Here is a 25,612-nt window from a genome sequence, read left to right on the forward strand (position 1 = left end):
CTTCATTTATGCCATCAAACGGCGCAGGAAATCCAGGCTTGTACGCAATTGCTTGACACGCACATCTCCATCCTGGGCTATCGCTGGGGCTTCCAAGCTGATATTACCCACAAAGCTTAGTTCCTTGAGGCTTGCGAAGAACGAGGCAAAATCAATCTGACCTTCTCCCGGATGTAGATAGAGGCGCTTGCCATCTGGTCCAAAACGCTGCCCGTTGGCATCTTTAATGTGCACATGACGTACGCGCTGCTCACGCCATAGGCGCTCTTGCTGGAAAACTTCCCCAAGCTGAGAGTGATCCGACAGAAATTCAGTGTCAAGCGCGACCTGACTACGATTATCACACTCTAGCGCAGCCATAATGTTGCTCAGAGGGTCCGCGCGCCTACAGGGAATCGTCTCAATCGCAAGCTCTATATCATGGCGTGTTGTCACATCCAGACATGCACTCAGGGACTCCAAATTACGCTCAAGATCATCATCAAGTTCGGGCCATCCCCATAGGTGTAGTACCATAACCCGTACACCTATCCGGCGCGCCAACTGGCAATTCTCTTCCAGCCAACGTATACCCATGGCCCTCTGCTCCTCTTCAGGCTTCCCAAGCACAATACCTATATTCTTATCCGCGTGCATCGCCGGAAAAGCCAGGGACGAGCACTTCAGATCATGAGCGATTTGCTCAATCTGCCCATACCAGTTGGGGTAAAACATCAATTCAAAGCCGTCCACCTCTAGCAGTGGCCCATATTCAAGCACCGCCTGATAACCAGTCTGGTCTGGAAAGCGGCTAAAAGCGCCAGTCGAACATAGTAGTTGCATTGCCTGAGTCATAAATGAAGGAACCCCCTTTGATAGCTGAGCCTCGATAAGAACAGCATCGAGGCTCAGCTATTATTCTACAACATAGTCGCAGTAAGAGAGTTCCTTCGCTCAGGAGATGAACTATTCCACATAAGGTTGAACAAGAGAGGATTCGATCGCTAATCCCTGCCACTCATCATCATCTGGTCCCGCATAGATCAATGTATATGGACCAGCAAACCCTGCCTGGCGCGTGATATCCAGGCATCTTGTATAATCCTCGCCGTCCACAACAAAGGGAGAAGTAAACGATGCCTTCGCATGGCATGACTCAGCGAAAGAGGCAATTTTTGTTAACCTGGTATACTTATCCTCGCCCTCCCAGTTACCAAAGTCAAAGCAGAGACCAACTTCACCCTCTAGGCGATTCAGCAGAGTTTGCACGGCCTCAGGGGTTGAAAGGAGCTCAAACCAGTTCTCGGTCATGAGGCGTATACCTTGCTCCCTTGCTTCCTGCGCCAGTTGACGCACTGCCTGATAACTGCGCTCCAGTGTCTCAGGAGTCGGAGCGGACTTACCCGCGATAACACGCATACAGCGAGCATCCAGGGCACTCGCAACTCTGAGCCACGAACTGATCCATGCCTGATCGCGCTCACCATCGCGAGGATGTGTCACATCACCATCATCAACCAACAAAGAGAAGAGCTCTACCTGCGCAGTCTTCAGAGCAGCCTTTAATTCGTCCAGATAGACAGGATCAAGAGTGGGGAGATGGAAATGGCAAATCTCTAGAGTGTGGATTCCCGCAGCCGCGATGCGCTCCGGCAACTCCAGTAACGAAGAGGCCCCTTTATGATGTGTATCAACTGGGATCTCCTGCCCCACTCCATAAAATTCCGGATCACCTAGAGTTCGGTGTAAGCTCCACGTCGAGACCGAAACGCGAGCGCGTTGTTCGTTAGTAGTCAAAGATCAAGACCTCCTAAATTCTATCAATCATTATGATCTTCCAATGTCCCTGCTCCTTTTTCAAGGTGAGGTGAGAATGGTAGTGTATATCTGTATTGCGATCTATCGTCGTCACGATCTGGGTACCGTCACTAGATTCCGGCAACATGGTGATAGTACTGATAGGACCATAGCTATCGATAGCGGTACGCGCCATATTGATCATGACCTCTTTCGTAAGAGGCTGACCATCCTGAGTTTTCGCGTCTGCACTGAGATAGGTATAAGCTGTATCGTAATCTTTCATCTTCAAGGCCTGGTAATATCCGACTGCAATCGGCATGCTTTGCACAGCATTAGGTGCAAAAGTAGGCGCTGGTGTAGGTGTAGATGGCGTCGCAGTTGGTGTGGCTGGCGCGACTTGCGAGGTCGAGGATCCCTGGTCGTTGCAGGCAACAAGCAAGAGCGCAAGCAAGCAAATAGATATACTAAGCAATATAGAGCGCTTCATTACATACCCCTTTTAAACCACTTCTAACATGGCGAGCATTCGCTCTCTAATTTGAGAGTTTAGATAATGCCATATAAGCATATAAAACGTGCCAAACAATTGATCTATACAGGTACTGGTACATTTAAGTACTTTTAACTCTTCTTACTAACAACCATTTCCTTTTTAGCTCAGCTGAATTATACTACAAAAAGCGGTTATTTCCCTTGTTTTACTACGCGAGAAATCGCCCAGACAGTGGACTAAATAGAAAAGCCAGATTAAATATTTATCTGTACAATAACCGTCCAATGCACGTTCTTTCATTGTATCTGTGTGTTCTATTTATAAGGAGATTTTGTATGGCTTCCCGTCCGCCCGAAACGTCCTGGCGTACGCGTTACAGCAAACCTTTTGTGAAGATTCCTCGTGTTCCGTTTATACTCTTTAGTGTATTGTTGCTGGTTATTGTGGCATCAGGGACACTCCTCACGCTCAATATTATCCCATTTGGCACAGCACGCGCGGCGGCTGATAGCGCGGTCCTCACCTACAAGGGTGACACCTATCGCACCGGTCAATATACCAATGAGACAATCCTGAATAAGAGTAATGTTAATTCCTCGCAGTTCGGAAAACGAGTTACGTATCCAGTTGATGGGCAAGTCTACGCTCAGCCGCTCTTCATGCCCAACCTGACAATCAATGGAGACACACATAACGTCGTCATTGTCGTCACGGAACATGATGGCGTCTATGCCTTTGACGCCGATCAAACCACGGTGACCGCACCACTCTGGTATACCAGCTTTCTTTCGAGCGGCATAACCCCTGTTCCCTCATCGGATGTCGCATGCAATGATATGGTTCCTGAGGTTGGCATTACCGGCACCCCCGTCATTGTTGGAGACACGATATATCTGGTCGCCTTTACAAAGGAGAATAGCAAATTAGTCTATCAACTGCACGCGCTCGATGTAACAAACGGACAGGAAAAACCTGGTAGCCCACAAATTATAACTGGATCTGTGCCGGGAAAAGGCTCAGGGAATGTAAATGGAGTGGTCAACTTTGACCCCAAACATGAACGGCAACGCTCTGCGCTACTATTTGCCAATGGGCAACTCTATATTGCTTTTGCTTCTTTCTGTGATAACAGACCGTATCATGGTTGGATCATGAGCTATAATACAGATCTACAGCAAACAGGCATTTATAATGATACAGCCAACGGGGCCGATGGCGGTATCTGGGGCAGCGGGAACGCGCTGGCATCAGATAGTGATGGCAATATCTACACTATCACTGGTAATGGCGATTTCGATCTGAATACTGGTGGAGTTAATGCAGGCGATACCTTTATCAAGCTCAGCCCACAACTAAAATTACTCGACTACTTTGCTCCCTTCAATCAACTCTGCCTGGAACAAGCAGATGCCGATCTAGGTTCTGGTGGCCCCTTACTTATCCCAGGGACAAATGAACTTGTGGGAGCAGGGAAGGAAGGGCGCATCTATGTAGTGAACAATTCCAATATGGGAAAATATACGCCCAATCCAAAGTTAACCTGCTCGAATCCCGATGAGCGAAAACGCACAGATATCGACAAGGTGGTACAGGAACTACCTCCGGGAACAACAGGCGGACAATACAGTACTCCGGCTCTCTGGAACGATACTGTTTACTTCACTGGCGCTGGCGACCATATCAAGGCGTTTAGATTTAACAATGGAGTACTTTCAACTGCTCCTATCTCACAAACTGCTGATAGCTTTGCCTTTACTGGCGGCGGCTCCGTGACATCAAGCAACGGTATGAATAGCAGTACAGCCGTGTTATGGTCAATTGACCCGAGCGCGGTACTGCGCGCATATGACGCGACAAACCTCTCCAAACGGCTCTATACCTCGTCGGATGTAGCCAGTCGTGATAGCCTAGATAGCTTTGTGAAGTTCGCAGTGCCAACAGTCGCGAATGGCGAAGTGTTTGTAGGCACCAAAACCGGCCTATCCATTTTCGGCCTGCTTCCAAGCACACCTGGGACTCCAACAGCGACGTCAACACCTCCCCCTACCCCTACAACTCCAGCAGGCCCGCCAACCTTTAATAATGTTGGTACCAGTGATGATACCAATCCAGGCTCTGGTAATTTTGACGGCGGACATACCAGTTATTCCGCTCAGGCCATTCAAAACGCAGGTATCAACCCTGGCGATAACACCTTCTATAAGGGTATGGTCTTTACCTGGCCGAATGCTGTCCCAGGACAACCAAACAACTATCTGGTTAAGGGACAAACAGTGCCTGTAATACCCATAGCAGATGCTAACGTGTTGGGCTTCCTGGGTGCCTCAACGAATGGGCCATCTTCCGGTAAGGCAACTATTCACTATACCGATGGCTCAACACAAGCGATCACCCTGGGCTTTAGCGATTGGACACTAGGCGGGGGTAAAAATCCACTCTCCTTTGGCAACGGCAGGATGGCTGCTCTGCCATACCGCAACACAACCTCAGGCTTGCAGGTAGTCACAACCTATATACTCTATGCAGACGTTGCCATGCAAGAGGGAAAGACTGTTGAGAGTGTGACCTTGCCTTCAACGACTTCGGGCGGACAGATGCATATCTTCGCCATCGCGACTAAAGTAGGAACTGTCTCGACGCCTGTTACGCCTACAATTCCTTATAATAACGTCGCGACAAGCGATGATGGTAGCCCGGCTGGCGGTAGCTTCGATGGAATTAACAGCTATTCATCACAGGCCACCCAGTCTTTAGGTTTGATTCCAGGGGCTTCGGTGAATGTCTATAGCACAACCTTCATCTGGCCTGCCGTCAATCCATCATACAAAAACAATTACGTTGCCCAGGGACAGGTTCTACCAATCAAGCCCGTCAATAATGCTGGCACCCTGGCATTCCTTGGATCATCTTCGTATGGCCCCTCTAGTGGAACGCTTACCGTGGCATATACGGATGGCTCAACTGAGACCTTTACGCTGGGTTTCAGCGATTGGACCCTGGCGGGAGGTAAGGCATCGCCCTCCTTCAATAACCTAGTCGCGATGTCTATGCCGTACCGCAATACACCTCATGGTAAACAGAACATCAATACCTACATCTTCTATAGCGAAATCCCGCTAGCGGTTGATAAAACGGTACAGAGTATTACACTTCCTTCGGATGTCAAAAATGGACAACTCCATGTCTTTGCCATCTCAACCAGGACAGGCTCTCTCTACGCTCAATCGCCATACAACAACATGGGCACAAGTAACGATAATACACCCGGCTCAGGCAACTTCGATGGTGGACATATGAGCTATTCCGCTCAAGCGCTACAGAGTAAAGGCTATAAGCCAGGCAGTGTAGTCGTCTTCAATGGAACTTCCTTCGTCTGGCCCGCATCAACGCCAGGGACAGTAGATAATTATGTCGCGCAAGGGCAGGTGATACCAGTCAATTCGGTTTACAATGCCAATTATATCGCCTTCCTTGGCTCAGCCTCACATGGCCCCTTACAGGGTAATGTGCTCGTCACCTATACAGACGGAACAACTGAGACGGTCTCTCTGGGCTTTAGCGATTGGACACTGGGAGCAGGCAAGATGAAGCCCTCATATGGCAATAAAGTCGCGCTCACAACCACCTATCGCAATGGTCCCAAAGGAAAGCAGAATGTTGCGACTTACATGTTCTATTGTGAAGCCACTTTAGGAGCGCTTAACAAACAGGTCCAAAGCATTACTTTACCAACTCTTCCAGCAGGCCCAGGTCAGTTACACATTTTCGCGGTTGCCACGCGATAATAAGAGCAAGAGTCGTCTGCTAAACTGCATTTGTAAAAAGTAGGAAGAAGGAAATAGATGGTGAATACCTCTATTTCCTTCTTCCTACTTTTATGATTATAATACGCACCTTAGATATAATCAGGCATTATAGTTATATGATGTTTATCACGACTTTAAAAGCAATTGATTACAATTTGTGTGGAAGAGTGAGGCCATGTTCAATGATGGCAATGAACATATCAGCAATCTGAAGTGAGGAGTATTGCCCGCCTGCCTGATACCACTGTGAGAGCCAGTTGCACATCCCTAATAGGCCAAAGGTGGCAATCTTCGAATCAATGGCCTTCGTAAAGAGGCCGCTTTCCTGCCCCTCAACAATAATCTGCTCGAAATAACGCTCATACTCTTTCTTCCGCGTGATAATCTCCTTCGCAAACGGACCACTTAAATGTTGCTGTTCACGATAGAATACTGCCATCGCGGGCGAGCGGTTAGCGGCAACCGTCGTATGATGCCGGATAGCCTGACCTAGCTTCTCCTTTGGAGAGAGTGGTGCTTCGGCAATGCGGCTCAACGGCTCCTCGCTCGCGTTCAGCACCATCAGGTAGATGAGGCGCAGAATCTCTTCTTTGTTCTTCACATGGTAGTAGAGCGCGCCTTTCGTGGCGCCAAGCTGTTCCGCGATATCATCCAGGCTGGTCGCGCCAAAGCCCTGACGCGCGAACAGTTCGGCGGCAGTCTCCACAATAGCTTTTTGCGTTAACCGGACACGCTTCTTTCTAGGGGCTTCTTCCGGCTCCAGCTTGCGCACCATATGGTTTTCCTCTTTTCTACTACCTGTTTAAAATCAATGATACGAGGAAATAGCGTTCGCTGTCAAGATTCGCACAGTTAACCACTACCACGTAAGCGATACCGTTTTCTGAATCGATCACACTTCCCGATTTTCGAGCACAATACTCTCCCGTTAAAGAGACAGGTGCTTAATTTTCTTGTGCGAAACTTGACTTTCCTTGCCGACCATTTTATAATTCTACCAGTTGTTCAAAAAATATATTGTATCCATTCCGGGCATTCTTTTTATAGCAACACTGGAACCTTTCCTGCCCAGCGTTTCCGCCTAATGCAACCCCTGAGCGCGTTCAGGTCAATACGAGAACCTGAACAGACCTCACCAGCCGCGATAGCGGCATTGGATTTCGCATTATGGCTTGTACAGGAGGTTAAAGATGTCCATATCGCCTGCGCTTACGTTGCAAAGCGAGGAATCGGTTCTCGCGCGCCTGCGAAAACAACAACTCATCGAATCTATTGATCAGATGAGTCCAATCTATCTGGAAGGCATCAAACGAATCCTCACAGTCTCGGCGGACACCGAGCTTATCAGTTCGCCAGCCTATTATAATGCCGCCATACATGCGCCAACGCTCAACAACTTTGGCTCAGCCATCTCAATCATTCAAGATGAGCTAGGTCACGCTCATATCGCATATCGCTTGCTACGCGACCTGGGCGTTGATACCGAAGCGCTTATCTTCGAGCGCGAGCCGCGCCACTTCAAATATCCCTATGCCTTCGATGTCCCCCTGACAAGCTGGACTGAACTGATCGTCGCCAATGCCTTCTACGACCGCGCTGGTTACGCCCTGCTCGGCGATATCTACCAGAGCACAACCTTCGGCCCCTGGAAACGGGCTCTGATCAAAGTAGATAAAGAAGAGACATTCCACCTGCGCCACGGTGAGCAGGGTATGCGCAAGATCAATCAGACCGCCGCAGGACATCAGGCGCTCCAGGATGCGGCAGACTGGATGTTTCTATTGACCGTCGAATGGTTTGGCCTTCCCGATAATCTCAAAAAGCATGGAGAGCAGCTTGATTACGGCTTCAAAGGCAAGAGTAATGACGAACTGCGCCAGGGCTGGATGTCGACGGCGGTTCCCCTCTGCGAAGAGCTACACCTGAATGTACCAGCACACTATGACGCGGAACAGCAAAAATACGTCATTGACTGCGCCTTCCCCCAACACTTTGATGCTATAGCGCGACGCTGGGAGGGCCAATGCACCTGGGACGATGTGCTCAAACGCTGGAAGGCACGCGGCCCCGCGAATGAGCGCTTTGTAGAACAAATTCAGCGTGGCAAACGCGAGATGCTACGCCTGCTGGAACAGGAGGCATAATGCCATGCCTACCACCTATCCGTCCTTACTTACTCATACCTACGACGATCACGCGCGCCCTGCCCTGTGGGACGCGCTACGGGACGTGACCGATCCTGAAATCCCTATCAGCATTGTTGATATGGGGCTAATCGTTGATCTTCAAGAGCACGATGGAAGAGTCGCCCTGAAGCTGACTTTCACCGCCATGGGTTGCCCCGCCATGGACTTTATCATGGATGATATTCGCGAGCGCTTACTACGAGAGCCCAGCATCTATGAGGTCGACATCGAGGTCGTATGGCATCCCATCTGGACTCGCGAGCGCTTGAGCGAAGAAGGGGTCGATATTCTACGCACCTGGGGGGTATCAGCATGAGAGAACAGACGCTTGAACCTGTCGCCAGTCGGCGTGAGATTCTCAATGAGACGCGAGTCTGGCAGGTCTATGCCCGACAGAGGTATGAGGAGCCACTCCATGAGATTGGCAACGTCATGGCTGATGATGTAGAGCTAGCCAAGGTCTACGCGCGCAGTATCTATGACGAATTCAGCTGGATCGAGATGGTCTTGATTCCACGCGACGCGATTGTCACCATTATCGCGTCGTAGCGCAAGAAAAGGAGCATCTATGACCACAGGCACACACGTTGATAACGAGGCCCTATTCGCAGTTCTCTCATCACTGGCTGATAACAAACAGGCCATCGGGCGGCGGTACGCGTACTGGTGCAATGGCGCACCAGCGCTGGAAGCCGCCGTAGCCGCCGCCGCCATGACTCAGGATGAATTGGGCCATGCTCGCACGCTTTATCCCTTGCTAGAGGACTTTGTGCAGGCACAGGCCGTTCCCGAGCAGATCAAACCCACGACGCGCACGCTCCATTATCATCTTTGCGCGCTCGATCAGGACTTCACAGGCTGGTGCGACTTCGTGGCGACGAACTTTCTAGTAGATACCGCCCTGACAACCTTCTTCGAGGCGGCGCAAAACTCCACCTATGAACCACTTGGTACCCGTGCGCGGAAGATCATTCAAGAGGAGCAGCTCCACTTCGTCCATGCGGAGGGTTGGGTGCGGCGGCTGAACGGACCCGGTGGCGGGGTACGCCGTGCGCTTCAAACATCGCTCGCGCGCTTCTGGGAAGAAGCATTGTGCTGGTTTGGCCCTCCTGATGACGCCACCATACAAGCACTCTTGCGTAATGGTATCATCAATGCTTCGCCCGACGAGTTGCGCGCACGCTACCTGAGCAAGATCATGCCAATACTCAATGAGCTAGAACTTGAAGTTCCTATCCCACTCGGCCCCCAGGGACAACCCTCTCAATCATTACCCTGGACACGGTGGAACAGGACTACAAGAAGGCTGGAGCCAACCTGATGAATGCACGATTTGAAAACACAAGAGAACAGATCGTGTGCCCCTATTGCGGCTCAAGCCAAACCGAACTCATGTCCTTGTTCGGTCAGCAATTACTCACGGTACAATATTATTGTCAGAGCTGTCACACGCCATTTGAACATATCAAGGGTGATCATATCCTCGCCCAACAAGGCGTTACGCATATCGTGACGCAAGGTCAAAGCGAGCATTCGACGTTGAAAGGATTGAGCAAAATGACAACGACAGAAAAAACCTTGGTTAACTATACTACCACAAATGGTATTGCCATTATTGAACTGACAAACCCACCAGCCAATACCTACAGCCATGAGATGATGCGCCAGCTTGACGAGGCCATCCTCCGCGCACGCTTCGACGATGACGTGCATGTCTTACTCTTGCGTGGACAAGGTGAAAAATTCTTTAGCGCAGGCGCTGAGATTAGCATGCTGAACGCAGTGACCCCAGGCTTTAAATACTATTTCTGTCTACATGCCAATGAGACGCTGACACGTCTGGAGCAGACGCCCAAGCTGGTTATCGCAGCGCTTAATGGGCACACGGTTGGCGGTGGTCTGGAGATTGCGCTTGCCTGCGACATCCGTATCGCGCGCCGTGGGGGTGGTAAGGTCGGATTACCCGAGGTCAATCTGGGCGTGCTTCCGGGTACCGGCGGGACACAGCGCCTGGCTCGGGCGCTACCCAAGAACAAGGCCATTGAGCTCATGACCGAGGGCAAGCTCATAAACTTTGAAGAAGCCCTTGACTTCGGCCTGATCAACTATATCTACGAAGCCGAGAACTACTGGGATGAAGTAATGAAGTATGCCCAGTCATTCTGCCCACCTAATAAGGCAGCAAAAGCGGTCGGGCGCATTAAACGCTCGGTCCAATCGGGGGCTGAGGTCTCCTTCTCCGAAGGGCTAGCTATCGAACGTGAGCTACAACAACTCCTCTTCCAAAGCGAGGACGCCAAAGAGGGTATCGCCGCCTACGTTGAAAAGCGCCAGCCAGAGTTCAAGGCACGCTAAGCTCAATCACACATCACTAATCAAGCCCCATATTGTCGAGTCCATTAGGAATAGTGTCATGAACGCATGCGTTCGTGACACTATTCCTAATGGACTCTAGACATAACTCATCCACCAAAGTAAACTAAAGCGAGCGTTCATCATGGTAGTAGGTAACAATTGGCTGCATAGTAGCCATTGAAACTCGCGCAAATTTTCGCCACATGGCGCTGTTTTTTTTATGATCTATATATAGCAATAGCGTAGCGCTCGTCACAAGAGCGCAAGGAGAGGCATTATGGGGCAATCAATACGTTCATGTCCCTCGTGTCATACCCCGCTTGAAGCGGGGCAGCGTTTCTGCTCGAACTGTGGTACAGTCCTCGAAGGAAGTGCCCATCAGCAAACCGAGCGTACACCAGCCGAAAGCATTTCTCGCGAAAGCACACGCATAGAGCCACAATATACTCCTCCTCCTCCACCGCCAGTCTATGCCCAGGCACCGCAGCCTGGACAGCAGATATACAACACTCCCATTTCCTCCTACTCTGGAGGCAAGAGTCCCTCTCAGGGAAAAGTGCTGGGACAGATTGGCTGTGGTATGCTTGCCATTATCCTAGTCGTTCTCGCAGCCTGTGGAGGTATAAGCTACTTTGGCTATCAATGGATAGCCTCACAGGCTAGCAAGAGCAACACAAGTACCAACAATACAGGGGATGGTAACTCAAGCTACGCGACCCCAACCAGCGCTCCAGCCGTGACCACGAACATCAGCACCAAACCTGTGATGTACTCAAGCGTTAATATTACTGTGCTCAGCGCCCAACAGGCGACAAGCTTGCCAGGAGACAATGGTGGAGATGGTAAGGGCCTTATCCGCTTAAATATTAAAGAAGAAAATACCTCTTCTAAAACTGCAGGCTATTATTATGGAGATGCAGCGCACCTTATCATGCCTAATGGAGACAACATTGCGGTTTCGTCCTCACAGGCGTTTTCTGGTCCCGAAGCCTCTATCAAACGGACAAACTGGCTTGATTTCCCCGTCGCAACCTCAGTGAAGCCAGATCAGCTTATCCTCCGTCTGGGAACAAGCACCGAGTCGCAGATCGATATTCCCTTGAAAGGCAACGCCGATCTGTCTAAGTATCAGGCGAAGACTGCTACTCCTAACAAGCAGACCCAGTACAGCAACGTCACCTGGACCATTACAAATGCCACCTCTCAACTCAGTTACGCAGGAAAACAGGCTGAAAGCGGGAAATGCTATATTGTGCTTCAATTGCGGATGGACAATACCAGTTCCACTACTTTCAATGCTTATTATGGAGATTACATTCGCTTGAAATCTGGAGATACTCTCAACTCGCCAGATGGCAATAGCAATCTTCCCACTGCTATCAACGCGAATCAATCAAATATCACAGGTACCGCCGTTTTCCTTATGCCTCAAGGAACGACAGATTTCTCCTTCATCCTGCTCAATACGCCCTCAACGGGCTCAGTCCCACAACAGACTATTGACTTCCAAATTGCATAACTAAACATTGTCATAAGCTATTATGCCTGCAACAACAAAGAGAGAAACGCTGAAGGCAAATCGCCTCAGCGCTTCTCTCTTTGTTGTTGCGTACCCTACAAAGCAGGAGCGCTTAAGTATTGGATACTAAAGAGCTGATATGGATCAGTCCAGACACGCTCAACACAAAAACCAGCGCTTACCGCCAAGCTAGCGAACTCGTCCAGGGTGTATTTATAAGAACTCTCAGTCCAGATACTTTCCCCACGCCTGAAAGGAAAGGCCCATTCTTCAAGGTGTACAGTCTGCTCGCACAGGCTCACCAGGTGCATTTCGATGCGGCTGGCGCCAGGATTATAGCACGCGTAATGCCCAAACTGATCAAGCTGAAAATCAGTTGCAAGTTCCTGATTCAGCCGCGTGAGCAGATTGAGATTAAAACGTGCCGTAATGCCCTCTGGATCATTATAAGCCAGGTGAAGCATATTAAAATCCTTTTTCAAATCGACGCCAATAAGTAGACCACCACCAGCACACGTGCGAGCGATTTGCCACAAAAAATCTCTTGCGGCGTCAGGGTCGAAGTTGCCAATCGTTGATCCCGGAAAGTAACCCACACGCTGACGGACCTGGAGACTCGACACAGGAATGGGAAAATCACCTGTATAATCGGCACATACAGGTAAGACCTCTAGGTCTGGATAGGCTAGAGCCAGTTCAAGAGCGGCATCCATTAAGTACTCTTTTGAGATGTCAATAGGGACATAGGCAGTGGGACGATTTAACGCGTTCAGCAGCCTTCGCGTCTTCAGGCTACTCCCGCTACCATACTCGATGAGAAGGCAATCAGTGCCCAGCAGTGCGGCTATCTCTTCCATGTTCTCATCCATAATTTGCAGCTCGGTGCGTGTTGGATAATAAGCTTCAAGCTCACAAATCTGAGAGAACAGCTTTGAGCCTACTTCATCATATAAGTACTTGCTCGGAAGCTCTTTCTGTGGCTTCTGTAGTCCCTGTATAACCTCCTGGCGTAAGGTCACACACGATGGCTGGAAGTCATACAGTTCAAGATGTTGACGCACATTATACCTCACCAGCCAGACGAATACCTGTAAATTGCCAGCGGGCATCAGGTGGAAAAAAGTTGCGATATGTTGAGCGAACATGGGCACGCGGGGTCGCACACGAACCACCACGTAGTACAAACTGACTGCACATAAATTTCCCATTGTATTCGCCAACCGCTCCTGGCGCGGGCTTATAGCCTGGATATGGAGCGTACGCGCTCTGGGTCCACTCCCAGACATCCCCATACATCTGAGCAGGCTGTTCATCTGACCCTGCACTCGCCAGTGGCGCTGGATGATAACGTCCGCTCTCCACAAAGTTACCCTCTATAGGGATATCACGGGCCGCAATCTCCCACTCGGCTTCAGTCGCCAGCCGAGCATGCTTCCAACGGGCATAAGCATCGGCCTCGTAATAGCTCACATGGCAGACGGGCTCGTCCCAATTCATCTTGCGCAACCCCATCAAAGTCTGTACATGCCACTGGCCATCACGCTTCTCCCAATAAAGCGGTGCCTGCCATTGCTGCTCTTGAATCGTGTGCCAGCCCTCCGAGAGCCAGAGAGTAGGAATGCTGTAACCTCCACTCTCAATGAAGTCGAGGTATTCCCCATTTGTGACCAGGCGTGATGCCAGGCGGAAAGCGTTGAGAAACACGCGATGCCTTGGGCACTCATTATCAAAGGCAAAGCCATCACCTTGATGCCCAATCTCAAAAATCCCCTCTTCATAGGAGAGCCATTTGAGCGGCGGGACACTCCCGCTGGAAGGTGGATGCTTCCGCTCGGAGAGGTAAGCAGGATGCAGGGGGTTACAGGCAAGCACATGCTTGATATCAGTAAGCATCAGTTCTTGATGCTGCTGCTCATGTTGTAGCCCAAGCGTAATAATTGGCGTCAACTCTGTCAGTTGGGCCTCATCTATCCTGGTCAACAGATCGAGCATATGTTGATCAACATAATGACGATATTGATAAGTCTCCTCAACAGTAGGGCGTGAAATGAGCCCCCGCCTGGGGCGGCAATGGCGCTCACCAATGCTATCATAATAAGAGTTGAACAGATAGGTGTATTGAGGGTGTAGCGACGTATAGCCGGGCTGGGCCGCAGAAAGCACAAAAGTCTCCCAAAACCAACTCACATGCGCAAGATGCCATTTGGTTGGGCTGACATCAGGCATGGATTGCACCACATAGTCCTCAGTCGCAAGCGGCTCACAGAGTTGCTCGGTAAAACTACGAACGAGCTTGTATTGCTCAATGAGTGCTTGTCGGGTTGCGACCTGCTTTGGAGCAGCAGCAGGCTGAACATAATCGACCACAAGTATCCTCCTTCAGGGCAAACTCCTGGATCGCTGGATCAGTTTATTTACATGGTGCCGTCTGCCTTCAGGATACACTAAGTACAAAACCACAAGGTTCTGGGTGGTGCTAGCTAAGTACTTTCCCTTGCCATTTGACGTGGTTGTCTGCCAGGCACATACAGACCTGGCAACGCTATTTTGTTGTAGCGTCCTGATAGAGAAAGGTGTACTCTACATATGAACATGGATTTCGGACAGGTTAACCAGGTAATTGATCGCCTACCTTACCCGGTAAGCAAATCCAATCTGGTACAAATGGTACAGCAGTCAGGTATTGCCCCTCAAATGACTGCCGTGCTCGACCGCCTTCCTGACAAGACATACAATACCCCTGATGAGCTTAAAAACGACTTGAAGAGCCTGGGTAACCTCGGTAACATCGATAACCTGGGTGGCTTCAAACTCTAACCTCTCACGGATTAGAGACGCTTGAGATAAGATGTCCCCTCTCTGGATATCCAGAGAGGGGACACTATCGCGTCAAACGCTGGTCAGGGCACACAATCAGTACTGGAATATGGGCAGACGCCAGAGCACGCTCGGCAACACTACCAAGCATCCAGCGCTCAAATCCACCTCTACCATGTGTAGCCAGAGCGAGCAGATCAAAAGCACACTCACGAGATGTCCCTTTCCCCGTATCCGCAAGGCAAAGCAACGGACGAGCCACGTCACTCCCCTCTATGACTGACCACGTAATATCTAGATTGTGTGCTTCTCCCAGTTCCACATTCAGGCGATTCTCCAGGCTCTTGAGATAATTAGCCGCGATCTCCGTCGCCTCACGCTCAAAGTTTCGGACTATGCCAGCACGTCTATAAAGAGCTGTTTCGCTCGGCGTCAGGGCAGGCACGATGCGGAGTAAATGTAATTCACCTCGCGCGGGATCTGAGAAAAGGGAGGCAAGCGAGACTGCCGCAGGTAATGAAGCCTCCGCCCACTGGGAGCCATCGAGACCTACCAGAACACGGCTACTTCTCCCAGTTTCAGGGCAGGTACAGGAACATTCGCGGTTCACAACCAACACAGGAATGGAGTTATGACGAACTAGCTTCTGCGTTACGCTTCCCAACATCCACTTCTTGAAGCCACTTCTACCATGGGTGCTCGCCACAATCAGGTCTGCCTGTTGCTCCTGAGCAAACATCAAAATGGCGGACGCAGGCTCGCCCGTCAGAACATATTTCTGTACCTGCACATCATCAGGGACTCGCGTATGAGCCACATGAACCAGGTAACGACGCGCCTCTTCTGTCGAATCTGTTTCATCATAGTTATACATGAACAAGGCATATGCATTGTTATAGGCTATCCGCGAAGCCAGATCATCGATCATGCGCACACAGCGCAGCAGGATCAAGCTTCCACCAGCCTTACGTGCGATGATAGCTGCTAATGGCAAGACACACTCGGATAGCTCCGAGCCATCCAGGGGGACCAGGACACGCTTAAACATAGACGCACTCCCTTTCTCTCTTTCAGCCCCCATAAACAGGCACAATACTCAATGTCTTATCTGATCGGAGACTACACTCGCGCGTACTTCCTCCTGGTTCACCTTCTCTTCCACCCAGGCAGGACGTGTAATCAGCAAGGGTAGTCTGGTGCCATACATTACACGCTCAGTTACACTTCCCATAGCCCAGCGTCGAATCCCACTCATACCATGTGTGGACATCGCGATACCATCACAGCGCGCAATGGAGCCAGAACCCTCTTGAGCATCACCATTCTCAGCCGCTCGGATAATAGCGTTGGCAACATCGCTATCCAGCATTACCGACCAGGTAACATCCGGATGTCGGTTTACCAGAGCTGGATCAATTGAGCCATCTTTTAGTTTAGCGGCCATCTCTTTAAGATAGGAGCTCGCTTTGTTCACTAGATCCTGTTTGCGCTCATCAGAACTTAGCATCTGAACCTCAGCCGGAATAACATGTAATAAATGCAGCGCGGCGGGAGCCCCCTGAGCCAGGTCTACTAACAGCCGAGCGGCAGGAGCAAGCGCTACTCGCGCGTTTACTGAGCCATCCAGCGGAACCAGGACACGCAAAGGCTCAGTCGCGTCAGGATGGGGTCCGGCAGGAACACTACCTCGCTCTTTCAGGATCAGGACTGGAACCTTCGCGTGGCGCGCGATTTTGGCCGAAACACCTCCCACACGCCAAGAAGTCTCGGTGCTCTGCCCATGACTACACAACACCACACAGTCAGCACCACTCGATGTTATAGCAGAGAGGATATTTGAGGCAGGATTACCCCGTAGCGCCAGTGTTTCGGCAGGAATCGAGGATGAATCTGCTGCTGTCGGAGCCCCTGACTCCTCGTTCAACAGATCAGCCAGATAGACCGCAGCCACTTTCAATTGAGTCTCGACAAGTGGGGCCTGATTGACCGGCCAGAGATCACTAACTGGATCAACTACACGTACCAATACAATCGAACCACCAGAGGCTCGCGCAATCCTCTTTGCCACACCGAGGGCTCGCTCGGCTCTGGCAGAACCATCCAGCGGGACCAGAACGCGCTTAAACACAGGCGTATCTCCTTCACGATGCACTCGGGTATGCCACTGTCGAAGTAAGTACAAGACACAGGGCACGCCTTGTTACACTCAAAAGTCAACTTATTTCATACATCCCGTCCTCTACACATTTAGTATAGGAGAGCAAGCGTATCTCTACGATAACCCACCTCAAAAAACTGGTGATCATTTCTATATGGGCCGTTCTCAAGCCCGCTGAGCAGTACCTTTGGGTTGAGATATAAAAACCGCCTGACCGACCCATACGCTTCGAGCGAGCTGGAATAATTATGAAGCGAGCGGCGTTATTATTAGTAAAATTAACTTCATGGTTAAAATACAAAATTATCCTGTTAATAGAGGAGTTAAAGTCAGATACAAGATGGATATACGCTATGCATCTCATGGCTGGCTCACTACTCCATTTATCGAGCGCATCTACTCAATGACCAGAAGTACTAGCGTCTTGGGTTGGGGCCAGGGGAGGCCGATAAGGTGTACGGAAGACAGTGACTTATCATCTCGCCTCTTATTTCCCCTCTTTGCAGAGGTCTGTAATTACCTCGGCTTCAGGTGGCACAAGGAAGCGAAGGCGCATTCGTTGCCACTGTAACACACCAACGAATGTACGTAAGAGTTACATAAGATGTGTACAGCCATAGTCGCGGCCTCATGGCTGAGTAGTGGCTCTTGAAAATTGAGAAATAAAGAAGTTCGCTATGTTGAAAAACATTTCTACTCCTGATGCTAGCAGCGTACATGTAAATCCAACGGCGAAATATGCTAGCATTCACCTTGATAGCAATGCGCTAACAATCACCGCGACCAGCAAGAGCGAGCGGGGTATGGAGCTTGAATCATTCACGCACCCACGCCACGCTGAGAATGTAGTCGCTCAGGCCTTAGCCTTCCTCCATCAGGCGGCTAAGGAACACAATCTACAATATATAGCTGCCGCTTTTCATGATGATCCACACTTCAATGAGCTGCACTCTCGCCTATGGTTGCAGGAAGATATTGTACCTTTCCGCATCCCTCCTGGGCAAACAATAACCCCTGGGCAGAGCATCGAAGCAATGATGGAGATCTTCGATGAGCAGGACATTGTGGAGCCTGAGTTGACAGAGGATAACGAGGTTATTCCTTCTGAGCTGGTTACTCTTGAAGATTACAAGCGGATTACCCCGCCTGCTGACTTCGCGCGTCTACAGATGTTAGCTCGCTATCTACAAGGAAAAAAGTTAATCTTTATCAACGCGACACCACGGGGTGGTGGTGTGGCCTTGATGCGTCATGCACTTATTCGTTTACTTCGTCTCTTCGATGTCGACGCGCACTGGTATATTCTTAAGCCCAGCAAAGAAGTTTTCGACATCACGAAGACCAAAATTCATAATGTCCTACAGGCTGTCGCCAGTCCTGAAACCGTTCTCACGCCAGAAGATATGGAAGTCTACGAGGAGTGGACACATGAGAATGCCGAGATGCTCCAGGATGTATTGAAGCAGTCACATGTCGTAGTCATTGATGACCCGCAACCGGCTGGTTTGATTCCCCATATCAAGCGTTTCAATCCCGAAGCCAAGATCATCTACCGCTCACACATCCAGATTGTGAGCAGTCTGGCGAACCAGCCTGGAACGCCACAACAGATCACCTGGAACTTCCTGTGGGACAAAATTCAACTCGCGGACTACTTTGTAAGCCATCCAATGAGCATGTTTATTCCTGATACGGTTCCGGCGCATAAGGTCTTCTATATGCCCGCGACGACAGACCCGCTGGATGGTCTCAATAAGCCACTCTCCGAAGATCAACTCAACAACTATATGAAGATCTTCAATTCCTACCTTCAGGCAGCTGGGCAGACACCGTTGGATAGTGCGCGCCCCTTCATCGTTCAGGTCGCGCGCTTCGATCCCTCCAAGGGTATCCCAGACGTGCTCGATTCATACCGCAAGCTGCGTGAGATGCTGGAAGTGGAAGGCCGCGTTGTCCCACAACTGATAATTACTGGCAATGGTTCTATTGACGATCCCGATGGTGTGCCCATCTACAATCTGATCTGGAATATCCTCCAGACAGCGCCATATGCACACTTCGCACAGGACATCAAAGTTCTGCGCCTGCCTCACCGCGACCAGATCTTGAATGCCCTCCTACGCCGAAGCAAAGTGGTGCTTCAGCTTTCAACCAAAGAGGGCTTTGAAGTCAAGGTTACTGAGGCACTCATGAAGGGACGCCCCGTGATTGCGTATAACGTTGGGGGCATTCCTCTACAGATTGAGGATGGCATTACCGGACACCTCGTCGAGCCAAATAATACAACGCAGGTCGCCAAGCACCTGTATACCTTGCTGACAGAGGATGAGCGTTATAAGCTCATGAGTAAGGATGCCACTGAGCGCGCGAATACTGACTACCTGACCATTCCTAACGCTCTGTGCTGGCTCTTCCTGACCTATCAGCTCTTGAGCGGTGAGCCACGTGATGGCAATTATCAGTGGGTGAAGCATCTGGCTGAAAAGCACATCCCGCTCACACCAGAGCAGGAGCAGATGCCAACCATCGAGACTCAACTCGTCTAGCAATAGAGGAGCTCATACTAAGAGGAACGGTCACAGCATACTCTGCTGTGACCGTTCCTCTTCTATTCAGCCTATTAGCCCACATCCTCCCGCGACGCTTGATATGATTGCTGTCGCTCCTGCTCAACATCTTCTGCGATATCATTACGCCCCTCCACGGGATCGGGCGAAATGATCGCGGACTCTCCAAATACGGTAGAGCACTCCTCTTCACGGCCAATATCATCGCGCCCCTCGGCTGGTGGTAGGGATGCTGGTACTGGTGTAGTCCAATGGGCCTCGTCAAACTGTTGAGGTGTCTCCATGACCTCCATGCTCCTTTGCTGGCTCTGGTGGCATGAACGGCGCCACCGATAATCCTCACAACTTGCATGTCTTCTCTTCTCGTTATACAAGCTAAAGGCAAGCACAGGCCATAGGGCACTACGCCCCCTGACAGCCTGTAGCCAAATCCATCTCCATCATGGAGCGCACAACGAAGGTCTATATATCACTTTCCTGGCTACTATGCGTTCTATAATAACAGAGAAATATATAAGCGAAAGCAGGTTCACAGCATGACACAGCACAAAAAACAAGTGCGCTCACGCCAGATTCCTTTCGAGAAGCTTGCCAGCGCTCTCTTTGGCTATAAAGAATTACGACCAGGACAACAAGATGCCCTACGCTCTATCTTCGACGGGCATGACACCCTGGCGGTTCTCCCCACAGGTTCCGGGAAATCATTTATCTATCAATTTGCCGGGCATCTCCTTAAAGGGGCAACCGTAATTATTTCGCCGCTCATTGCCCTTCAACGCGACCAGGTAGAAAATATCGGCGAACTTCAAATCGGCAATGCCGCGCTTATCAATTCCCTGGAACGGGCTAGTGATTCAACAGAGATCCTTGAAGATCTTGAAGAGGGTGATCTGGAATTTCTCTTTCTGGCTCCTGAGCAATTCAGCAACGACGAAACATTTGAGAAACTCCGCCAGATTCAGCCAACGCTCTTCGTCATCGATGAGGCCCATTGTATCAGCGAATGGGGCCACGACTTTCGCCCTGATTATCTGCGCCTGGGACAGATCATTGACGAACTAGGGCATCCGCGCGTGCTTGCGCTCACCGCCACCGCTGCCCCTCCCGTACGCGAAGAAATCCTTGAGCGCCTACACATGCAAGATGCGAAAGTCATTGTACAGGGCTTCGATCGCCCCAACATCTGGCTCGGGGTCGAGAGTTTTCAGGATGAGAGCACCAAGAAAAAAGCCCTTCTTGAGCGCGTTCAGGAGAGTGAAAAGCCTGGCATCATCTATGCAGCTACCCGCAAGCATGCAGAGGAGATTGCGGAGGCCCTGCAAGGTCTAGACATTAAAGCCGACTACTATCATGCGGGGCTCAAAGGTGATAGGCGAACTGAAGTTCAGGCGGCCTTCATGGACGATCAATTGGATGTCATCGTAGCTACGACAGCCTTTGGTATGGGCGTCGATAAGCCTAATGTCCGCTTTGTCTATCACTATGATATTAGCGACTCGGTTGATGCCTATTATCAGGAGATAGGGAGAGCCGGACGCGATGGGGAGCCATCCAGGGCCATCCTCTTCTATTGCCCCAAAGACATCAATATTCGTTATTTTCTCACCGGTCGCTCTCCCGTTGATGCCGAGGAGGTAGAACTGGTCGCCGAAACACTTCAAGCGCATGGTAAGGCCATGACGACAAAAGAGCTCAGCGAAGAACTTCACCTCTCTCAGACCAAAACCATGCAGATCCTTACAGCGCTGGAAGAGCTACACGCCATCGAGACACTTCCCAATGGCGAAGTTACTGCCAGACCAGAACACACGATTCATCCGGAGGTAGCCCTAGAAGCGCTGCAAATCGACGAGTCGCGCCGCCAGCATAATCGCTCACGTATTGAGATGATCCGGGGCTATGCGGAGTTAGACCACTGTCTGCGCGAATATTTGCTCAATTACTTTGGAGAAGCTTCCAATGCCACCTGTGGTCACTGCGCCAATTGTGACGCGGGTTCAACGCTCCAGGAACCGTCAGCAGATCGCCCCTATCCTATGAATAGCCGAGTACAGCATAAGGCCTGGGGCGTGGGTCTGGTCATGCGCTACGAGGAGGATAAAATCATCGTCCTCTTTGAGGAGGTTGGTTATAAAGCACTCTCACTGACCGTCGTGCAAGAGAATCAATTGCTTACGCCTCACAATGAGGCATAGAGCGCCCTGATGCTCACATTACAGCCAACAAGCCAATCCGTACCCAATTAGAGGGTACGGATTGGCTTGCTTATTCGTAGAGGTTAGTGGAAGACTAGTAACCACCACGCACATTTCCGCCAGTGACAACACACCAGGTATCCAGGTTCACCTTCCCGGTTGGCGGCAGACGATGAAGCGTCTGCACCTGCTTTACAGCATGCATAGTCGCGTCGTCGAACTGACCATTCTGCTTCAGGTCAAAACCATTGCGAACCAGGAAACCTTGTAACGCGGAGACCTGATCGCCCTGGCTGCCTTTGTGGAGAGGTTTTACCAGCGCCTCCCAGGTATCATTACGCGTAAAGCCATCAGCGATTATCCCCTTCGAGGTCTGAAAAGCTTTCACCTGCGCATTGGTTGCAGGACCAAACGCGCCATCAACAGTAATAGTATTCCCCTGGTCACGCATGAGATATTGTATCGCCTCCACACCAATACCACTCACATTCAGGCGCAGATCAGGCCATGTACGCGCTGGAATCTGCCCCGCTCCCAGGCGTTTAGCAACCTCACGGCGCAACTCAGGAAATTTAGAGTAAAACTTAATTCCGGGGCAATCCGTGGCGCGGAAATCCCAATGTCCGAAAATATTGTTCACATTCAGGCCGTACTGCGAGCAGATATAGACACACAGCGTCACCAGCGACTTCCATAGTTCCTCTGGCGGCAAAACCTCAATGTACGAGCCATCACTCTCAATGCCAATCGCTTCCGTATTCAAGGCCGGGCAATGTGCTGAGACTACAAACTTATTGCCGGATTGCAGAGCGGAGAGGCTGTTATGCCGACCCTCCAGGATATATCCTCCCTGACTCACGGTAAAGTGCTGACCGGTGTCCGACCAACCATTGGTGTCCATGTGGAGATCCTGAATGTCCTTCACACGCTGAATAGCCTGGGCAAGAGAATGATCAGTCGTATTTGGGAAGGCAGTGTTATGCACTAAAATCTTGGTTGCCTTCTTATCCAGCACTGTTAACGCATCCTGCGGAAGACGTGCGCCCCACTCCTCACAGCTTAAAATAGTTGGAACCTGAATCTGTCTTGAGCTCGCCATAGCCTGCGGCGCTCCCGTCAACACTTCAAGCCCTCCTGCCACCCCAATGCTACGACAAAGCCCAGGCCACTCTTCATGACATCTCGCCGATTGATCCCAGAGCCATGTTCGTGCGCTATCCCAGCCTTTTCACAGTGTTCACACATAATGCACCTCGCGAAATACATATTCACAATAATCAATACATTGCCAGATAGCCATATGACAGGAGGTCATGTCCTACTGTTGTATAGGCCAAAGAGGCTGCTTGAGTCGACTATTGTGATTGGACAGAAATCGAGTAGGGAAGATACGAATATGAGCAGAAGAAATGGGAGGGGAGAAAGCCAAACAAGATAACATTCGTGTATGGACACAAAAGAACGCTTCATGCCGGTTGTTGATGCAATGGTTTGCAATCCATGCCCCCTCGCATTGTGCCTTCCCTGGCGCGCAGAATGCCTTCAAATACAACATTGAAGACCATAAATGTATTGCTCACGTTGAGTATAACATACAAATAGCCGCGATTTGAAGAGACCAACAATAAGGCAGGCTCTTTCCAGGGGCATTTTCACTAGCAACCAGAAGTCCTATACACATTTCCAGGTCTAAAACCAACCTAATGATGCATCTCTCCACCATCAAGCGACCTTATTTCGATTGACAGCAAACATATCTCAAGCTAGAGTATTTCTGACACAAGTTCCATAAATATACAATCGCCACTATACATAACAGGGAAAATAAGAGAGAGGATCTTATCCACTAACAGTAGATAAGAAAGGCGAGATTTCTCTATCTCTTCCATCTTCTTTCTATTTATAGCCAACTTAAACACAAAAAGAGCAACAAACGCCTTGACAGAAGAGCTTCCGTGTGGCATATTGTTCACATCTACGCTAGTGGTATATACAACATATCAACTTTATGGGTCATATCAGAGTGTAGAGTGCAAAAGGAGTGCGAATGAACGCATCTTCAAAAATGTATTAAAACTTTTATTATTTGCACAGGATTCATTCAATGCTTGTCTGAGTCCAGGCTCATAGACGAGTGCGCCTATTCTCTCCTATAAATCAGGGTCGTACAACGCCACAGCGTGATTGGCGCTAGCGCTCCGGTTTGAGAGAGGCTACAAGCGAGGAAGCAGTAGACAGTTATGGTAGCGCGATCATTACAACGCCTCACCAGATCTGCCCCACGGGCATACTGCCCGCGAACACCGATCGCCGCTTCATCATCCTCATGGCTCATTCGCGACATAGAGCACCTATCCTTTCTCTAGGTATTTTCGTCAAAGAAAACGAGGAGTAGTTAAACACGATGTCTTCTACAACACGTCGACAATTCATGATCGATGGCGGCAAATTAGTGGTAGGCACAAGCGCGCTCGCAGCCTTCCTGGCCGCTTGTGGTGGTGCCGCATCTGGTTCCGCTCAAGGCACTCTCAACTACTGGATTACGGGTTATCAGCCTAATGGAGCCAATGCGACAGGCAAGCTCACAGATGCCGCGATTCAAGCATATGTTAAGGCTCACCCAGAACTCAAATCGGTGAAAGCGACCGGTTATACTGCGGACCAGGCTGGCTCTACCAAAGTGACTCAGGCCGTCCGTGGCGGGACCTCCGTCGATCTCTTCCGCTATCCAACCGATAGTCTGCCCGCGCTTATCAAACAGGGACTCATCTCGCCTATTGACGATTATCTGAGCGCCGAAGATAAAGCCGATATCTACCCCGACCTGCTCAAAGCGGTCACAATCGACGGCAAGATCTATGCCTGGCCGCTCTGGGTTCCCCCGTGGGCATGTATCTAAACGTCGACATCTTCAAAGAGCGCGGCGTCGAGCTCCCGAAGGACGATTGGACCTATGAAGAGTTCGTCGAAATCGCCCAGAAACTGACCTTCAAACGCTCCGATGGGAAACAGGTCTATGGCTATACTGGCGCGATTGACGCTGATCTGGTCAATACCTGGTCCTTCATCCTGGGCGATGGCGCGACCCCACTCTCAGCCGACAACAAGAAGTATACCTTTAACTCACCCGAAGGTATCAGCGGTCTACAAAAGCTGATCGACCTCGCTCACAAGTACAAGGTGACACCTCCCGACTTTGGCGCGATGGCTTCCGAGGATATCGTTAGCGGCTTCAGCCAGAATAAGACCTACGCGATGTATAGCGCCCCCAGCGGTGACTCAAGCGGCTATAAGCAACTTGGCGTGAACTTCGAGATTCGCCCCATGCCTATTGGCAATCGTGGCAAACCCTTTACCGTTGGCGGTCTTGGCGTCATTGTCGTAGCGAAGCATAGCGACAAGGACAAAGAGAAAATGGCAATGGATTTCGCCAACTATCTCACAGGCAAGCAGGTCGCTCAAGATGTCAACGGCTACTACCTTGCTCCTGGCGCGCGCAAGTCGATCCAGGTTCTTGATCCGATCAGCAAATTCTCGCCTTTTGTCGCAGACACCTACTTCATGCCCTTGATCTCACAGTGGGGTCAGATCCGCACCATGTTGCATACACAAATTCAGAATGCAGTTCTGGGCAAGACCTCAGCATCTCAAGCTCTCAATGGTCCTGCCAACGAAATTAATTCGATTCTCGCCAGTAACGAGTAAAAGCGATTGAATGGGGGCATAGGGACGCGCCA

At 50.4% G+C, this 25,612-nt stretch carries 21 protein-coding genes and 2 pseudogenes; 12 read left to right on the forward strand and 11 right to left on the reverse strand.

The genetic code is table 11. The features are described from left to right. Window positions 1–6 precede the first annotated feature (6 nt). The 3 genes from K3T82_RS02250 to K3T82_RS02260 form a co-directional block, all read right to left on the reverse strand. Entirely contained in the window at window positions 7–834 is an 828-nt protein-coding gene (locus K3T82_RS02250) for a sugar phosphate isomerase/epimerase family protein (RefSeq protein ID WP_220191872.1), read from the reverse strand. Between the two features lie 111 nt (window positions 835–945). Further along, on the reverse strand, window positions 946–1,776 hold the full coding sequence (locus K3T82_RS02255) for a sugar phosphate isomerase/epimerase family protein (RefSeq protein ID WP_220191873.1): 831 nt from the start codon (window positions 1,774–1,776) through the stop codon (window positions 946–948). A 13-nt stretch (window positions 1,777–1,789) separates the two neighbouring features. After that, a complete protein-coding gene (locus tag K3T82_RS02260) occupies window positions 1,790–2,266 on the reverse strand; it encodes a hypothetical protein (RefSeq protein WP_220191874.1) in 477 nt (158 codons plus the stop codon). 341 nt (window positions 2,267–2,607) lie between these two features. Between K3T82_RS02260 and K3T82_RS02265 the strand changes: the two genes are divergently transcribed. Continuing rightward, on the forward strand, window positions 2,608–6,057 hold the full coding sequence (locus K3T82_RS02265; protein WP_220191875.1) for a hypothetical protein: 3,450 nt from the start codon (window positions 2,608–2,610) through the stop codon (window positions 6,055–6,057). A 169-nt stretch (window positions 6,058–6,226) separates the two neighbouring features. On the opposite strand, the gene K3T82_RS02270 is transcribed toward K3T82_RS02265, so the two are convergent. Then, window positions 6,227–6,853, reverse strand: coding sequence for a TetR/AcrR family transcriptional regulator (locus K3T82_RS02270; RefSeq protein WP_220191876.1), 627 nt, complete (start codon window positions 6,851–6,853; stop codon window positions 6,227–6,229). Window positions 6,854–7,268: 415 nt separating this feature from the next. Between K3T82_RS02270 and K3T82_RS02275 the strand changes: the two genes are divergently transcribed. The 7 genes and pseudogenes from K3T82_RS02275 (at window position 7,269) to K3T82_RS02300 (ending at window position 12,138) form a co-directional block, all read left to right on the forward strand. Further along, entirely contained in the window at window positions 7,269–8,222 is a 954-nt protein-coding gene (locus K3T82_RS02275; RefSeq protein ID WP_236030961.1) for a Phenylacetic acid catabolic protein, read from the forward strand. Between the two features lie 4 nt (window positions 8,223–8,226). Next, window positions 8,227–8,580, forward strand: a complete 354-nt coding sequence (locus K3T82_RS02280; protein ID WP_220191877.1) for a metal-sulfur cluster assembly factor — start codon at window positions 8,227–8,229, stop codon at window positions 8,578–8,580. Continuing rightward, window positions 8,577–8,813, forward strand: a complete 237-nt coding sequence (locus K3T82_RS02285; protein ID WP_220191878.1) for a hypothetical protein — start codon at window positions 8,577–8,579, stop codon at window positions 8,811–8,813. Before K3T82_RS02280 ends, K3T82_RS02285 begins: the two co-directional genes overlap by 4 nt. A 19-nt stretch (window positions 8,814–8,832) precedes the next feature. Further along, window positions 8,833–9,585: a Phenylacetic acid catabolic protein gene (locus K3T82_RS02290; protein ID WP_220191879.1), complete on the forward strand. Its 753-nt coding sequence runs from the start codon at window positions 8,833–8,835 to the stop codon at window positions 9,583–9,585. Next, window positions 9,585–9,722, forward strand: a pseudogene (locus tag K3T82_RS49800) (PaaD-like zinc ribbon domain-containing protein); the annotation flags it as partial. The gene K3T82_RS02290 and the pseudogene K3T82_RS49800, both read left to right, overlap by 1 nt. A 99-nt stretch (window positions 9,723–9,821) precedes the next feature. Continuing rightward, window positions 9,822–10,619: an enoyl-CoA hydratase/isomerase family protein gene (locus K3T82_RS02295; RefSeq protein ID WP_220191880.1), complete on the forward strand. Its 798-nt coding sequence runs from the start codon at window positions 9,822–9,824 to the stop codon at window positions 10,617–10,619. A 277-nt stretch (window positions 10,620–10,896) separates the two neighbouring features. Next, window positions 10,897–12,138 carry a zinc ribbon domain-containing protein gene (locus tag K3T82_RS02300; RefSeq protein WP_220191881.1) on the forward strand — a complete coding sequence of 414 codons (1,242 nt, stop codon included), beginning with the start codon at window positions 10,897–10,899 and terminating at the stop codon, window positions 12,136–12,138. A gap of 95 nt (window positions 12,139–12,233) precedes the next feature. Here K3T82_RS02300 and egtD read toward each other — a convergent pair whose 3' ends face one another. Beyond that, window positions 12,234–13,199, reverse strand: coding sequence for an L-histidine N(alpha)-methyltransferase (egtD, locus tag K3T82_RS02305; RefSeq protein ID WP_236030963.1), 966 nt, complete (start codon window positions 13,197–13,199; stop codon window positions 12,234–12,236). 1 nt (window position 13,200) lies between these two features. Then, on the reverse strand, window positions 13,201–14,505 hold the full coding sequence (gene egtB / locus K3T82_RS02310; RefSeq protein WP_220191883.1) for an ergothioneine biosynthesis protein EgtB: 1,305 nt from the start codon (window positions 14,503–14,505) through the stop codon (window positions 13,201–13,203). Window positions 14,506–14,724: 219 nt separating this feature from the next. On the opposite strand from egtB, the gene K3T82_RS02315 reads away from it, so the two are divergent. Continuing rightward, window positions 14,725–14,955, forward strand: a complete 231-nt coding sequence (locus tag K3T82_RS02315; protein WP_220191884.1) for a DUF2795 domain-containing protein — start codon at window positions 14,725–14,727, stop codon at window positions 14,953–14,955. Between the two features lie 64 nt (window positions 14,956–15,019). Here K3T82_RS02315 and K3T82_RS02320 read toward each other — a convergent pair whose 3' ends face one another. Together K3T82_RS02320 and K3T82_RS02325 are read right to left on the reverse strand one after the other, a co-directional pair. After that, a complete protein-coding gene (locus K3T82_RS02320; RefSeq protein ID WP_220191885.1) occupies window positions 15,020–16,003 on the reverse strand; it encodes a universal stress protein in 984 nt (327 codons plus the stop codon). 48 nt (window positions 16,004–16,051) lie between these two features. After that, a complete protein-coding gene (locus K3T82_RS02325) occupies window positions 16,052–17,083 on the reverse strand; it encodes a universal stress protein (protein WP_220191886.1) in 1,032 nt (343 codons plus the stop codon). A 707-nt stretch (window positions 17,084–17,790) separates the two neighbouring features. Between K3T82_RS02325 and K3T82_RS02330 the strand changes: the two genes are divergently transcribed. Further along, window positions 17,791–19,659 carry a glycosyltransferase gene (locus tag K3T82_RS02330; protein WP_220191887.1) on the forward strand — a complete coding sequence of 623 codons (1,869 nt, stop codon included), beginning with the start codon at window positions 17,791–17,793 and terminating at the stop codon, window positions 19,657–19,659. A 74-nt stretch (window positions 19,660–19,733) separates the two neighbouring features. On the opposite strand, the gene K3T82_RS02335 is transcribed toward K3T82_RS02330, so the two are convergent. Continuing rightward, window positions 19,734–19,964, reverse strand: a complete 231-nt coding sequence (locus tag K3T82_RS02335) for a hypothetical protein (protein ID WP_220191888.1) — start codon at window positions 19,962–19,964, stop codon at window positions 19,734–19,736. A 252-nt stretch (window positions 19,965–20,216) separates the two neighbouring features. Between K3T82_RS02335 and K3T82_RS02340 the strand changes: the two genes are divergently transcribed. Further along, window positions 20,217–21,875, forward strand: a complete 1,659-nt coding sequence (locus K3T82_RS02340; protein WP_220191889.1) for a RecQ family ATP-dependent DNA helicase — start codon at window positions 20,217–20,219, stop codon at window positions 21,873–21,875. A 94-nt stretch (window positions 21,876–21,969) separates the two neighbouring features. Here K3T82_RS02340 and K3T82_RS02345 read toward each other — a convergent pair whose 3' ends face one another. Together K3T82_RS02345 and K3T82_RS02350 are read right to left on the reverse strand one after the other, a co-directional pair. After that, entirely contained in the window at window positions 21,970–22,974 is a 1,005-nt protein-coding gene (locus K3T82_RS02345) for a peptidoglycan recognition protein family protein (RefSeq protein WP_220191890.1), read from the reverse strand. 1,041 nt (window positions 22,975–24,015) lie between these two features. Next, window positions 24,016–24,219, reverse strand: a complete 204-nt coding sequence (locus K3T82_RS02350; RefSeq protein ID WP_220191891.1) for a hypothetical protein — start codon at window positions 24,217–24,219, stop codon at window positions 24,016–24,018. An 87-nt stretch (window positions 24,220–24,306) separates the two neighbouring features. Here K3T82_RS02350 and K3T82_RS50855 point away from each other — a divergent pair. Further along, window positions 24,307–25,580 (forward strand): annotated as a pseudogene (locus K3T82_RS50855) (extracellular solute-binding protein). The last annotated feature ends 32 nt before the right edge of the window (window positions 25,581–25,612 follow it).

The sequence above is a fragment of the Ktedonospora formicarum genome, assembly GCF_016587355.1.
GTDB lineage: Bacteria > Chloroflexota > Ktedonobacteria > Ktedonobacterales > Ktedonobacteraceae > Ktedonobacter > Ktedonobacter formicarum.